The organism is Sulfurihydrogenibium sp., assembly GCF_028276765.1.
Taxonomy (GTDB): domain Bacteria; phylum Aquificota; class Aquificia; order Aquificales; family Hydrogenothermaceae; genus Sulfurihydrogenibium.
This window is the reverse complement of sequence record NZ_JAPYVU010000010.1, coordinates 1-13,611: the sequence shown is the minus strand read 5'-3', so window position 1 is coordinate 13,611 and position 13,611 is coordinate 1. Positions and strand designations below refer to the sequence as shown.

Sequence of the window (13,611 nt, the reverse complement as noted above, 5' to 3'; positions counted from 1 at the left end):
TAAGAATGAATATTTCAAGAAGAGAGCTGTTTCATCTTGCCGCAATAGCAGGACTGTCATTAGCAGCTGAAGATGTTTTTGCAAAATTAAACGATTTAAACCCGGAAAAACTATTTGAGTTTAAACCTGTTGGGAACGTTACACTATTACACATATGCGATATGCATGCACACCTTAAACCGCTTTATTGGAGAGAGCCATCTACACTAATTTCAGCAAGGGAGCTAATAGGAACTCCCGGATTTTTATGCGGTAAGGCATTTTTAAAATACTACGGCATAAAGTCAAATACAATGAGAGCTTACTTTGATACTTACATCGGCTTTGAAGAGCTTGCCAAGAAATACGGAAAGATGGGCGGTGTAGCACATATAGCAACCTTAGTTAAACAGATAAAGGCAGAAAGAGGTAATGATAAAGTATTATTTATGGATTCCGGCGATACATGGCAAGGAACAGCTATTGGACTATTTACAAAAGGTTTAGCGGTAGTTGAGGCACAAAATGCTCTTGGGCTTGATATTATGGTTGGTCATTGGGAGTATACATACGGAAAAGACAGAGTCTTAGAGCTTGTAAACAAGCATCTCAAAGCAGAGTTTATATCTCAAAACGTAGCAGATGATATGTGGGGCGATCTAATCTTTAAACCATACACAATCAGAGAAGTTGGCGGTGTAAAAGTTGCAGTCATTGGAAACTCATTCCCTTACACACCAATAGCAAACCCTAAGGAGTTTACAGAAGGCTGGACATTTGGAATTCAGCCAGAAAGACTTCAAAAGTTTGTTGATGAAGTAAGAAGCAAAGGAGCTGATGTAGTAGTTTTATTATCTCATGATGGATTTACATTAGACCAAGCTCTTGCAAAAATGGTAAAAGGAATTGATGTTATCCTTTCCGGACACACCCACGACCCAGCACCAAAACCAGTGATAGTAAATAATACAATCATAGTCATTGCAGGAAGCCATGGAAAATATCTTGGAAGGTTAGACCTTGAAGTTAAAAATAAAAAGATTACAAACTTTGCCTATAAACTATACCCTGTTGCATCAAACTTTATAAAACCGGATAAAGAAGTCCAAGACCTTGTAAATAAACTATATGAACCATATGAAAAACAGCTTTCTGAAGTTATAGGAAAAACAGAAACAATACTCTACAAAAGAGATACATTCTATTCAACCTTTGACAGAGTAATGATGGATGCAATCAAAGAAGAAGCAGATTGTGAAATAGTATTCAACCCAGGCTACAGATGGGGAACAACACTTCTACCCGGAGATAATATTACAGTAGATGATGTTTACAGTATGGCTGCGATAACATACCCTGATGTTTACAGATTTGAGCTAACAGGAGCTCAGATTAAAAATCTATTAGAAGATGTAGCAGATAACGTATTTAATCCAAACCCACTTTACCAACAAGGTGGAGATATGAGCAGAACTCTTGGTCTTGAATATGCCATAAAAATCTCTGCACCAACAGGACAAAGAATATCTGACATAAAAGTAAACGGAAAAGACCTTGACCCTAACAGAACTTACGTAGTAGCATCTTGGGGTGGAAATCTATACAAAATGGGCAAAAATGCTAAAAAACTAAGACCATCTTATGACATTACTATTGATTACATCAAGAGAGTGAAAGTAGTTAATCCACCATTAAAATCAAACGTAAAAATCTTAGATTTTGACTGTGGATGCCCAACATCTGAAGGAAAATGTTTATAGGAGTACGTAAATGAAAAAAATTATTTTAGCTGCACTATGTAGCTTGATTGCTTCTTGTGGAGGAGTCATAAAAGATGTCTCTTTTGAGACAGGAGACTACTTAGGGACCGGTTATGATGACAAACCCCAAAAGAAAGTGAGTTTAAGCAAATCTGAGAAAAAAACGGAAACAAAGACAGAAGCAAAAACAGAGAAAAAATCTTTTTTAGAATCTCTTGCCAGTGCGGTAGTGACAAACTCTGAAGATGAAGAAATGTCTGATATTTATGAGAGAACAACAAAAATGTCTTACGAAGAGCTTGATTTAGCATTAAGAACAGAGCTTGAAAATCATAACTTTAAAATCGTCCATGTTTTAAACATTACAAAAGGTGTAGAAGAGCAAGGAAATAAAGACTTTTGGAAGCATATGCATATCTACCTTGTATGCAAGCTTTCTAAGTGTTCAGTAATTATGAAGAATAATCCACAGCTTGCATCCCAGTTTCCCTTTAAAGTTTACACGTATGAAAAAGATGGAAAAATGGTTGTAGGAACGTTTAAACCAAGCACAGCCATTAAATATATGGGCAATTTAGACGCAGATGCAATCAAAGCATTAAAAGAGCTTGATTTAGAACTTAAAAAAATAATTGATAACGTAGTCAGTCAATAAAAAAGTGAATAGGTAAGAGGTAATAGTATTGCCATTCTGTAGCCGGCAAAGAATTTTAGCCTTATTTGTCATTCTGAACGAAGTGAAGAATCTCTTTATTTTAAAACAGGCGATCCTTCAGACTTGCGTCCTCAGGATGACAAAGTTGTCTAATGCTGTCATTCTGAGCGAAGCGAAGAATCTCAGATTTTTTGTTATTCCGAACATGGCTTTACAGCCTCAGGATGGCAAAGAAAGCAAGTGAAAAATCTATTTTTTAATAAAAATTTTAAAAGGAGGTTTAACATGAGAAAAGTTTTACTTACAGGAATTGGGCTTGTAGCATCTGCACTCATTGCAACACCATCAAACGCAGCACCAAAGTTTTATTTTGGAGAAGGAAAAGAGCTTGAAATCTTCTTTGCAAACCAGCTTTGGGGCGTTTATACTACGGATAGAGTTGAGAACGGCACAAAATACGACAACAGAATGGATTTCTTCCTAAGAAGATCAAGACTTGGATTTCAAGGAACAATAACAGAAAATTTATCTTGGAGAGTATGGTTTGCTTATGACAACGTAGGATTAGATCCACACACTGCACTTGCAAAAAATGGTAGTATAGGCGTAGTTGGTGGAAACACTAATAACCAACAATTCTATGTTTGGGATGCTATGTTTACTTATGCACTTCATAAAAATTGGGCAAATATTACCGTAGGTTATTTTAGACCTCAAGTTGGCAGAGAAAGCATTACAGCAGGCTTTGAAGTATTATCCTTTGAAAAAGCTTTAACAAACTTTTATCCAAGACTACATTTAGTAGGAACCGGTCCTGGTCGTGAAACTGGCGTAAATATAGGTGGTTTGTATAATGATGAAAAAACTAAGCTTGGACTTAACTATAACTTTGGAGTGTTTAACGTAGATAAATTTAGCGGTGGAACAGGCGGGGATAACTTACTCTACACAGCAAGAGTAGCTGTATCTTATGGCGACCCAGAGATGAAAAAATACGGAATGGGCTATAAAGTCAATTACTTTGGAAAAAGAAACGGTATAACTTTTGCAATTAACTACGCATATCAAGGAAGAGGACAAGATAGCAACCAATTCCCACTTGCAGATAAAAGTATATGGAACAATACCTATTTAGATGCAAATAATAAGCCAAAAGTTCAGTTCAAAAACAACCAAATGTTAGGCTTTGATATCCTTGCAAACTATAAAGATTTTACATTTAACGCTGAATACGACGAATTAAAAAGGTCTTTTGATGTATTAAGCTTGGATTACAAAGACAAAGTATGGCACGTAAGAGGTGGTTATAACTTTACGCTTCCTAACAAAACAATCCTTGAACCAACCATTACTTATGCAGAATGGCAAGGAGATAAAGCAAGCTTAAACGGTAATGGTAATTTCAAAACAACCGACGTTGGTTTAAACTGGTATATAAAGCAAAACAACATGAAGCTTAATTTACACTATGTTAAACAGTCTGGCTCAGCAAAATCAGCTTATAATCCTGGAAATGGCAAAGCTGGTGATTACATAGGCGTTGGCTTACAGTTAATTTTCTAATAGTTTAAAAGTCAGAGGAAGCTGGGGATGTGGAACAAAGCGTTCCCTGTCTTCCTGATTCTTTTGAAATTCGGAGGCATAAGATGAAAAAATTATTATCACTAATGTTGGTATTTTTATTCTTAGCAACATCTACATTTGCACAAGAAAAGCCAAATTTTGACTCTAAACTTCCGGACAAAATAAAAGCAGTTTTTGATTGGACGTTAGAAGACCCAAAGGATTCAGAAATGGCAGTCAATTTTATCTCTAACTTCATCAAAGCATTCGATGAGTTTAACCCAATGGGAGAGTACTCATTAGCTATAGTATCTCATGGGCCAGAAGCGTTGATATTCTCGAAGAAAAATTATGAAAAGTACAAAAATGTTGTTGACAGGCTAAATTCAATGACAAAAAGCTACAATCTTAAAATTTATGTATGCAGAAACACAATCAGAGCACTTGGGTTAAAAGAGGAAGATTTACAGCCATTTATAACTATAGTCCCGGCAGGGGTTGTTGAACTTGCAAAACTTCAAGAAGAAGGCTATAGATTAATTCCAACAGTAGTTCATGACTTAAAAAAGTTTAAGCAATAAGTAGGTATATAGCATGAAAAAAGTCTTATTAACAAGCTTTGGTTTTATGACTGTTTTGTTAATTGCCGCACCTTCAAAGTCTAAAGAGGGAGCCTTAAAATGAAAAAACTGCCTTTAACTTTAACAGTTTTATTAATTTTAATAATATTAACCATTTCATACTCAATGGAGCTAAAGAAGTTTTATCAAAATATGTACATGGTTCGCGGTGTGGATGCGATGCCATCTCCAGAAAACAAAGGTTTTATGTCTAATGCATATGGAATTTTAACCAAAGAAGGCTGGATAGTTATAGACTCTCTTTCAACTCCTGAGCTTTCAAAGGAATTTCTAACACTTTTACAAAAGGAGAAAAAAGCACCTGTTAAATATCTGATTATAACCCACTACCACCCAGACCATTGGTATGGAGCTTCTACTTTTAAAGAAGCCGGAGCAGTTGTAATAGCCCACAAAAATCTAAACAAATTTTATAACTCTCCGGAAGCAAAAATGACTCTTGAAGCCTCAAATCAAAGATTTGGCGGAATCTACAAAAACGTAAGACTAATACCAGCAGATATAGAGATAGAATCTCAGAAAGATTTAAAAGTTGGGCAGTATGAAATCAGCATAATTCCAACAAACCCTGCACATACAGACAATGATATTGTTATTTTTGTAAAAAATGAAAACATTTTATTTGCTGGAGATTTAGTATATCTAAACAGAATTCCATTTGCAGGAGATAGAGGCTCTTCTGTTAAAAATTGGCTTAAAGTTTTGAAAGATTTAGAAAAACTTAATCCAAAAATAATTCTTGGTGGACACAATGAACCCATGGACAAAAAAGCTATAGAGTTTACCTATAACTATCTATCTTACACAAGAGACACAGTGAAAAAACTAAAAGATGAAGGCAAAGGACTTGATGAAATAAAAGCATACATAAACCAAAGCTCACCATGCAAAAATTATGTTATGTATGATGTTTTTAATGATGCAAACGTTTATAAAATTTTCAACGACTTAGACTTAGAAGACTTTCAATAGAGGTGATAGTCATGATAAAAAAAGTTTTAGTCTTGATTTTATTAGTTTTCAGTTTTTCCATAGCCGAGGAAAACCCAAAAGCTGTTATCAACCTTACAACAGGAGATTTAAAAAAGTTTAAAATGTATCTTTTAAGCGGACTTGTAAATTCAGCCGAGTATTACAAAAACCAGTTAAAAGATTTAAAGGTAGTTGTAATCATCCATGGAGATGCATATAAATTCTTTATAAAAGACTTACAAAATTCACCATACAAAGATGACAAAGAACTTTTAGAAAATCAAAAAGAAATAGAATCAAAATTAAGTTATTTGACTACTAACTACGGCGTAAAGTTTCAAATGTGTGAACAAGGAATGAAAGGTAAAAAAATAGACCCAAAGACCCTGTATAATTTCGTAGAGCTAATCCCAAACGCATTTATAGGATTGGTTGATTGGCAGAACAAAGGATATGCTTATATTCCTATACACTAAATACTTTGATATAATTAATTATAAAATTATATTTGGAGGTTTAGCTGATGAAAGTTTTTAAAGTAATTTTATTGGCTGTTATTCTGTCATTCTCAGCAGTCTTTGCATGGCAGCCATCAACAGAGGGTTCAGGCAATGGATTGGTTATTTACAAAATTGAAGGCGACCCTGCAGACATTATGATTGCACTAAAAGGAAATCTTGAAGCTAATCAAATCATCTTAGTAACAACAACAGACCCAGCAGCACCACTTGCAAACAACATTAAACTATTCCCAGACTATAAAAAATTAAAAGTTGATTATATCCAAAACTTCCTTGTTACAAGCATGACAACCCTGTATAAAATCTTTACAAACGACCCAAACGCAATGGTTTTATCTCCATTTGTAATTACAGTTTACCAACTTGAAGGCGATAAATATACTTATATCGTAAGAACTAAACCATCACTTCTTTTAGATGGCACAAAGTACCCGGAGGCAAAAGCAGCAGTAGAAGAACTTGAAAACAGAATTGATAAATCTATAAGAGACTTAATGTAAAAATAATTTGAAAGGTGAGGTTATTGCTCGCTCACCTTCTCTTTAGGATAATTTTTTACGCATATATTATAGAAGTTACAGAAATTTCAGTATACCCTCTCTAAAGCGTAAGAGTGTTTCAAAACTTTTATAAGTCTATCTTACCCGTCATCTTCTTTTGATCTTTTGAATCGAAAAGAAAAATTATGAAATTCTTTGCCAACTTCAGAATAACGTTGATTTTTAGAACAAACTCAGCAAGTTGGTATAACTGTTTTAAAGTTTTTGTGAGTTCATTTTTTTGTTATTTTGGAAACGTAAATCCGAAGATAAACAAAACAATGAATAAATGAAAAGTAAAAGAAAGGAAATTTTTCGTCTGGCTGTAAAATGATGATGTGGATTTTTGAAATAAACTAGCCATTTTTTAACAGCTCCAATATCTCATTTTGAACTTTTTCCAGAAGCTCCTTGTCATAAACTTTCTCTTTATTTTTTGTTCTAATATAAAAAGCATCTCTAACTCTCAAACCCTGCGTTGAAGCTTTTACCATATGAACGTATAAATCGTACTTTGAGAATATTTTGATTATATCAAAAAGCAGCCCAACTCTATCTTCTCCAGAAATATCAAAGATTGTGTAATTTTCTGACATTTCATTGTCTATTTTTACAAATGTAGGTGGTGGAACGGTAGAAGCTCTAAATCCTCTGTCTCTTTTTCTTGTTAGGTTTTCAAACTTTTCTTCTCCGTTAACTACTTTTAAAAGTAAGTTTAAGAATTTTTCAAATTTTTGCTCATCAATAGCTTCTAAGCTTGAGGTTGAAATTTGAGTTTCTATAAGGTATATTCCATCTTTTCTTTCAAAGCTGTACACAGTAAGAATGTTAATGTTTAAGTAAGTTAAAATTCCAGTGATTATTAGTAGTGGATTTTCTATGTTTTTAACGGCTATTACAACATCGGAATATCCTGCTCCTATGTTTTTCTCAAATGTGGTAGTAAGTGTAAGATTTTCTTCTATAAGCTTATCTTCTAACTTTATATGTTTTACTATATCTTGTAGTGGTGTAGATAAAATATAGTAATCTGAAAGTCTGTTTAGATGAAATTCTGCTTTTTCTTTAGAAAGCTCTAAGGTTAAAAGTTCAAGGAGTTTTCGCTTTTTATCTTCAAATCTCTTTTGAATTTGCGCTTCTAAATCTTCGATGCTGCTGCTTTCTAAATATTCAGAAGCTTTGTTGTAAAGTTCCATCAATAATGCAAACTTCCAGTCGTTCCAAGCTCCAGAGCCTACAGCGTTTGCATCACACCATGTTAAAACTGTTAGCATGTTTAAAAGTTCTTTGTTTTTGATAACTTTAACGAAATCTTCAATAACTCTTGGTTCGTGTAGGTTTCTCCTTTGTGAAATGTGAGCCATATCTAAGTGATGTCTTACTAAAAAGCTTACAGTTTCTATATCTTTTAAAGGATATCCAAATCTATCTAAAATATCTCTTGCCATTTCTGCACCAAGGACGCTATGGTCTGCCTTATGTCCTTTTCCGATATCATGTAAAAATATCGCCCAGATTAATAAATCTTTTCTTTGGATTTCTTTGTAAATCTCAAAGATTTTTATTTTTTGAAAGCTGTCAATCTTAGGAAGGTTTTCTAACTCTTCTAAAGCTTTGATAGCATGGGCATCGGTTGTATACTTATGATAATGGTCGTATTGGAAATGGCATCTTTGAAATCCAAACTCAGGAATTAAATCATCAAGGACATAAAAATCTTGCATTCTTTTTAGCGTTTTTGGAAGGTTGTTTATAGAAGAAAATATTTCTCTAACAATCTCTTTTAGGTCATCAGATAGTTTTTTACCTTTTAAAAATCTTTCATTTTTTCTAAGCAAATATTCAAGATTAGAAGAAAAATTCAAGCCGTATTTTTTAAAGTATTTAAAAGCCTTTAGGATGTTTTTCTCCGGCTCTTTTTCAAACTTTTTAGAGTTTAAAACATCTATTTCAGAAGATGTTCTTATAAACACATCATCAATTGGAATATATTCTTCGTATGGACTTTCTGACTCTGTAAGATTTTTTAGTATTCTGTTTGTTATGTTATTGATCGACCTTGCGTTCAAATAGTAAAGTTTCATCATTCTTTCAACGCTATCTCTTAATGCTTCATAATCTGCATTTTCAGGAGCATAACCAATCTTTTTAGCTACTTCCTCCTGTAATGCAAATGTTAAAACATCACATTTTTTATTGCATAATAGATGCATCTGATTTCTTATTCTTAAAAGAAAATCATAAGCATTCATCAATTCTATATATTCTTCTTCAAGGATTATGTTTTTTTCTACAAAGTATCTATAATCGTTAACATCATCTAAAACTTTCGCTATCCAAAATACTTCATGAAAATCCCTAAGACCACCTTCGCCTTCTTTAACATGCGGCTCCATCAGATAAATGCTACTTCCTGTGTTGCTGTATCTAACCTTCCTTGCTTTTAGCGTAGCTTCTATGTATGCTTTTCTTTTAGACCTTATTAGTTTTTTAAATTTTTCTGACAATGTTTTATATATATCTTCATTTCCACATAGAAATCTACCTTGAAGTAGTGCTGTTGCTACTGTTAAATCTTCTTTTGACAAATCTAAAAAAGTTTTAATATTTCTTGGAGAAAATCCAATGTCGCATTTTAAATCCAGCAAACAATAGTAAAAATTTTCTATGCCAACTTTTAGACTTTCTATATCTTCTGTGTCATAGACTATTGAGATATCTATATCAGATTTAAAACATAGCTCTCTTCTTCCATATCCACCAAGGACTATAATTGATATCTCATTAAGATTTGGAAAAGAAATTCTTGCAAACTCTTTGATTGTTTGGTCTGTTAAGTCCGATAACTCTTTAACAATTGTTAGTGCACTTTCTCCAGCATAATGTTTTGCTATAAGCTCTTTTTTCGCTTTATTGTAGTTATCTAAAATATGTTGTTTTTTATTTACTTCTAATGCCGTTTCCATTTTCTGCTCCTTTTAGAATAAGTTGATTACATAAGCAATCTAAATCGCTGCTAATAAATTATATAAAAAATCTCTTATAGAAAATAGATATTAAATTAAATACGTCGGGTGAGAAATTCAACAAAAGTATAAGATTCTTAGTCGGCTGAAGAATGACAAATTAGGTTATCCTTCCTTTAATGCTTACCATTCAACCTTTCTCCGTCACCCTGAGGCCTTAAAGTCGAAGGCTCTATATTTTAAAAAGTAAGAAAATAAGAAGCGAGAAGTAGAGGTAAGAAAGGGGGGGAGATTCTTTACACGGCTGCAGAATGTTCTATGGAGACTGTTCCAAAAATCCACATCGTCATTCTGAGCGAAGCGAAGAATCTTCTGTTTTTTCTTTCTTTTCAAAAAAATATTAAAAAAAGAGATCCTTCGGCCTCAGGAGACAAGGAAAGGTAAATTTACAAAAATTTTGGAACACCCTCAATTAATACGTAAGTTCTAAAATAAAAATCATCCATTTTTAATTGTTTTAGCTTATATTATTAAACAAAAAAACAAATTATGGGAAAAACTTTGATGATAGTTATAGCAGGAGCAACAGCAACGGGAAAAACAGAGCTTGGTATTAAGCTTGCAAAACTTTTAGATGGAGAAGTAATTAGTGCAGACTCTATGATGGTTTATAAGTATATGGATATTGGAACGGCAAAGCCATCTGTTGAAGAAAGAGAAGGAATTGAGCATTATGTTATAGATGTAATCTTACCTTCTCAAAACTACTCTGTGAAAGAGTATATTGAAGATTTTGATAAAGCTGTCCAAAAAATTAGAGAAAAAGGCAAAATACCAATAGTAGTGGGCGGTACTTGGCTATACATTCAAGGAGCTTTATATGGCTTATCAGATGCACCAGAAAGTGATTGGACTTTAAGAGAAAAATTAAACAGCTTAGATAATTTAGAGCTTTATACACAGTTGCAAAAAGTAGACCCAGAGTATGCAAACAAAATACACGTAAATGATAAAAGAAGAATTGTTAGAGCATTAGAAGTGTATTACCTTACAGGAAAACCGTTTTCTTTTTTCATAAATCAACATAATTTTAAATCAAAAAGGTATAACTTTATGGGCTTTATTCTTGAAAGAGACAGACAGGAGCTTATGGATAGAATAGAGATAAGAGTTGAAAAAATGTTTGAAAAAGGTCTTGTCGAAGAAGTTAAAAAGCTTGTAGATATGGGATTTAAAGACAGTTTAACATCAATGCAGGCAATAGGATACAAAGAAATTTTACCTTACTTAGATAAAAAAATCTCACTTGAAGATGCTAAAAAATGTATAATAGAAAATACTAAGGATTTTGCAAAAAGACAAATCAGAACCTTTAGAAATAAAACAGATTTTGAAAAAATAGAAGCATCTAAATTTGAAGTTAATGAGATATTAGACTATATTTATAGAAAATATAACCAGGAGGTAAGACATGTCAGTACAAGATGAAATTTTAAACGAGTATAGAAAAGAAGGTAAAGAAGTGACAATTTACTTAATTAGAGGAACAAGAATTGTTGGAAAAATAATTGACGCAGACCAATTTACTATTCTTGTTGATGTTAACGGTCAACAGCAACTTATTTATAAACATGCAATTAGTACAATCGTTGTAGAGTAAGCGTGAAGGTAGTAATAGTAGCAGTAAATCTAAACGATAAAGAAGAAGACTTTGAATATAAAATTCAAGAGCTTGAGGGTTTGGTAGAGGCAGCAGGTGGAACCGTTGTAGGTAAAGTGTATCAAAAAAGAGAATCTCCAGACCCTGCCTATTTTATAGGTCGTGGAAAGGTAAAAGAGATAGCCCAGCTTGTTGAAGGAATAGGAGCAGATACTGTTGTTTTTAATGTAAATTTATCACCTGTTCAAATATCTAACTTATCTAAGGAATTAAATGTGGAAGTTCTTGATAGAACAGATTTAATTCTTAAAATTTTCTTGAATAATGCAAGAACAAAACAGGCAAAACTCCAAGTAGAGCTTGCATACTTGCAACATCAGCTTCCAAGAGTTTATGGCGGAAAAGGAAAAGAGCTTTCAAGAATTGGCGGTGGTATGAAGACAAAAGGAGCCGGTGAAAAGCTTGGAGAGATAAAAACAAGAACGATCAAAGATAGAATAAACAAAATTAAAAAACAACTTAAAGAAATAGAAAAGCAAAGAGAAGAACAAAGAAAATCAAGAGAAGATAATCCAAACATACTAAAAGTTTCTCTTGCAGGATATACAAACGCAGGCAAGTCTTCACTTTTAAAAAGACTTACAAAAAGAGATGTATTCATATCTGACCAGCTTTTTGCAACTCTTGACACAAAAACATCTTTAATCTACTATCCTGATATAAAAAAGAAAGTTTTAATAACAGATACAGTTGGATTTGTTGAAGATATGCCATCTGAAATAATGGATGCATTCATGACAACCTTAAAAGAAATAGAAGATGCAGATGTTATTCTTCATGTGATTGATATTTCAGATAAAAATTGGATGAAAAAGAAAACAACCGTTGAAAACGTATTAAAACAGTTAAAACTTCAAGATAAACCAATTATAACAGTTTTTAACAAGATTGATAAAGTCGTTCCATCAAAAGATTTGATCGAAGAAGATGTAATGGAAAATACCATAACTATATCAGCAGAAAAAGGATGGAATATAGATAAACTTTTTGATATACTTAAAAAATATGCAAAACAAAAGGAGGAAAACCATGGATTGTGTTTTTTGCAAAATAGTCAATAAAGAAATTCCTGCTAAAATAGTTTATGAAGATGAGTTAATAATGGCTTTTCATGATATAAGACCACAGGCAAAAGTTCACATACTTATAATTCCAAAAGAGCATATACCAAACAACCTTTATTTTGAAGGAAGACATAAAACATTAATCGGTCATATTATCTTAAAAGCAAACGAAATTGCAAAAATGTTTGAAATAGACAAAACAGGATTTAGACTGATAATAAACTCCGGTCCAGATTCAGGACAGGAAGTATTTCATGTACATTGGCATTTATTAGGAGGCGAGCCACTTGGAAAACTCATCTGCAAATAAAGAATTAGAAATAGTTGATACAAGAGGATTATTTTGCCCTTTACCACTGACATTTGTATCAAGAAAGTTAAAAGAAATACCTGTAGGCGAAAGATTAAAAGTTTTAGCAGATGATAAATCATTTAAGAAAGATATAGAAATATGGGCTTTTGAAACAGGTAATAAGCTTTTGGAGTTCAAAGAAGAAAACGGCTACTACGTTGCAGTTATAGAAAGAGGAAAAGGTTTTAAAGGTGAAAGCATTTGGGATAAAATAAAGTTTATCTCCTTGGGTGTTAAGCTACACTTTATAAAACATCTTCTTGATATTATTCCATTTAATAAGCCAAAATATTTAATAACGTTCGTATCTGTTGCAGAAGGTTTAAGAGCAGCAGATTTCTTAAAAAGCAAAGGCATTGAAAATTTTATAATGCTGCCGGTTCCAAAGGAAATTTATCCACATTGTGGTCTTGTCTTTGGTTTAAAATCAAAAGATGATGCTGTAAAAATTTACAATTTTTTAAAAGAAAACAAATACGCTGTAGAGGACATACATATAATAGATAGGGAGAAAAAATACCCAAAGTTAGAAGTTTGATTATACCTTGGGGTAAGAAATTATCGGTTTTTATAAAATTTAAAAATGAGATCCTTCGGCCTTACGGCCTCAGGATGACAGTGTGGATTTTTGGAACAGCCTCAGCAATAAATCAAGAAATTATTAAGATGTTTTGGATTAAAAATTGAACTCGAGGCATAAATCCCCGACTTAGGAATTATTTAGATGTTTTCAAAATCCATATCCTGGCTGTATTTTTCTTGCAAGCTCTTCTAATCTTCTAATTCTTTCTTCTGTTGGTGGATGTGTTGAAAATAATTTCATTATAAAATCGCCACTAAGTGGATTGACAATCATCATATGAGCGGTTCCTGGATTGA

General features: G+C 32.8%; 13 protein-coding genes and 1 pseudogene. 12 read left to right on the top strand and 2 right to left on the bottom strand.

Annotated elements, in window-relative coordinates:
* Positions 1-5 precede the first annotated feature (5 nt).
* From soxB to Q0929_RS02685, 7 genes are all read left to right on the top strand, one after another.
* Positions 6-1,739, top strand: coding sequence for a thiosulfohydrolase SoxB (soxB, locus tag Q0929_RS02715; RefSeq protein ID WP_299238045.1), 1,734 nt, complete (start codon positions 6-8; stop codon positions 1,737-1,739).
* Positions 1,740-1,749: 10 nt separating this feature from the next.
* Positions 1,750-2,394 carry a DUF302 domain-containing protein gene (locus tag Q0929_RS02710; protein WP_299238044.1) on the top strand — a complete coding sequence of 215 codons (645 nt, stop codon included), beginning with the start codon at positions 1,750-1,752 and terminating at the stop codon, positions 2,392-2,394.
* Between the two features lie 285 nt (positions 2,395-2,679).
* The gene (locus tag Q0929_RS02705) at positions 2,680-3,957 is read left to right on the top strand and encodes a porin (protein ID WP_299238043.1); all 1,278 of its coding nucleotides are present in this window, start codon (positions 2,680-2,682) and stop codon (positions 3,955-3,957) included.
* Positions 3,958-4,040: 83 nt separating this feature from the next.
* On the top strand, positions 4,041-4,538 hold the full coding sequence (locus tag Q0929_RS02700) for a DsrE family protein (RefSeq protein ID WP_299238042.1): 498 nt from the start codon (positions 4,041-4,043) through the stop codon (positions 4,536-4,538).
* Positions 4,539-4,637: 99 nt separating this feature from the next.
* The gene (locus tag Q0929_RS02695) at positions 4,638-5,570 is read left to right on the top strand and encodes an MBL fold metallo-hydrolase (RefSeq protein WP_299238041.1); all 933 of its coding nucleotides are present in this window, start codon (positions 4,638-4,640) and stop codon (positions 5,568-5,570) included.
* Positions 5,571-5,581: 11 nt separating this feature from the next.
* On the top strand, positions 5,582-6,046 hold the full coding sequence (locus Q0929_RS02690) for a DsrE family protein (protein ID WP_299238040.1): 465 nt from the start codon (positions 5,582-5,584) through the stop codon (positions 6,044-6,046).
* A gap of 47 nt (positions 6,047-6,093) precedes the next feature.
* Positions 6,094-6,591: a hypothetical protein gene (locus Q0929_RS02685; protein WP_299238039.1), complete on the top strand. Its 498-nt coding sequence runs from the start codon at positions 6,094-6,096 to the stop codon at positions 6,589-6,591.
* Between the two features lie 395 nt (positions 6,592-6,986).
* Here Q0929_RS02685 and glnD read toward each other — a convergent pair whose 3' ends face one another.
* The gene (glnD, locus tag Q0929_RS02680) at positions 6,987-9,596 is read right to left on the bottom strand and encodes a [protein-PII] uridylyltransferase (RefSeq protein ID WP_299238038.1); all 2,610 of its coding nucleotides are present in this window, start codon (positions 9,594-9,596) and stop codon (positions 6,987-6,989) included.
* Between the two features lie 564 nt (positions 9,597-10,160).
* Here glnD and miaA point away from each other — a divergent pair.
* The 5 genes from miaA to Q0929_RS02655 are packed head-to-tail and all read left to right on the top strand — an operon-like array spanning position 10,161 to position 13,270.
* Entirely contained in the window at positions 10,161-11,084 is a 924-nt protein-coding gene (miaA, locus tag Q0929_RS02675; protein WP_299238037.1) for a tRNA (adenosine(37)-N6)-dimethylallyltransferase MiaA, read from the top strand.
* A complete protein-coding gene (gene hfq, locus Q0929_RS02670) occupies positions 11,068-11,256 on the top strand; it encodes an RNA chaperone Hfq (RefSeq protein ID WP_007546292.1) in 189 nt (62 codons plus the stop codon). Before miaA ends, hfq begins: the two co-directional genes overlap by 17 nt.
* A 2-nt stretch (positions 11,257-11,258) precedes the next feature.
* Complete coding sequence (hflX, locus tag Q0929_RS02665) at positions 11,259-12,377, top strand: GTPase HflX (RefSeq protein ID WP_299238036.1); 1,119 nt, start codon at positions 11,259-11,261, stop codon at positions 12,375-12,377.
* Positions 12,346-12,690, top strand: a complete 345-nt coding sequence (locus Q0929_RS02660; RefSeq protein ID WP_299229329.1) for a histidine triad nucleotide-binding protein — start codon at positions 12,346-12,348, stop codon at positions 12,688-12,690. The genes hflX and Q0929_RS02660 overlap by 32 nt, the downstream gene beginning before the upstream one ends.
* Positions 12,668-13,270 carry a sulfurtransferase TusA family protein gene (locus Q0929_RS02655; RefSeq protein ID WP_299238035.1) on the top strand — a complete coding sequence of 201 codons (603 nt, stop codon included), beginning with the start codon at positions 12,668-12,670 and terminating at the stop codon, positions 13,268-13,270. The genes Q0929_RS02660 and Q0929_RS02655 overlap by 23 nt, the downstream gene beginning before the upstream one ends.
* Before the next feature lie 192 nt (positions 13,271-13,462).
* On the opposite strand, the pseudogene Q0929_RS02650 reads toward Q0929_RS02655, so the two are convergent.
* Positions 13,463-13,611, bottom strand: a pseudogene (locus Q0929_RS02650) (M48 family metalloprotease); the annotation flags it as partial.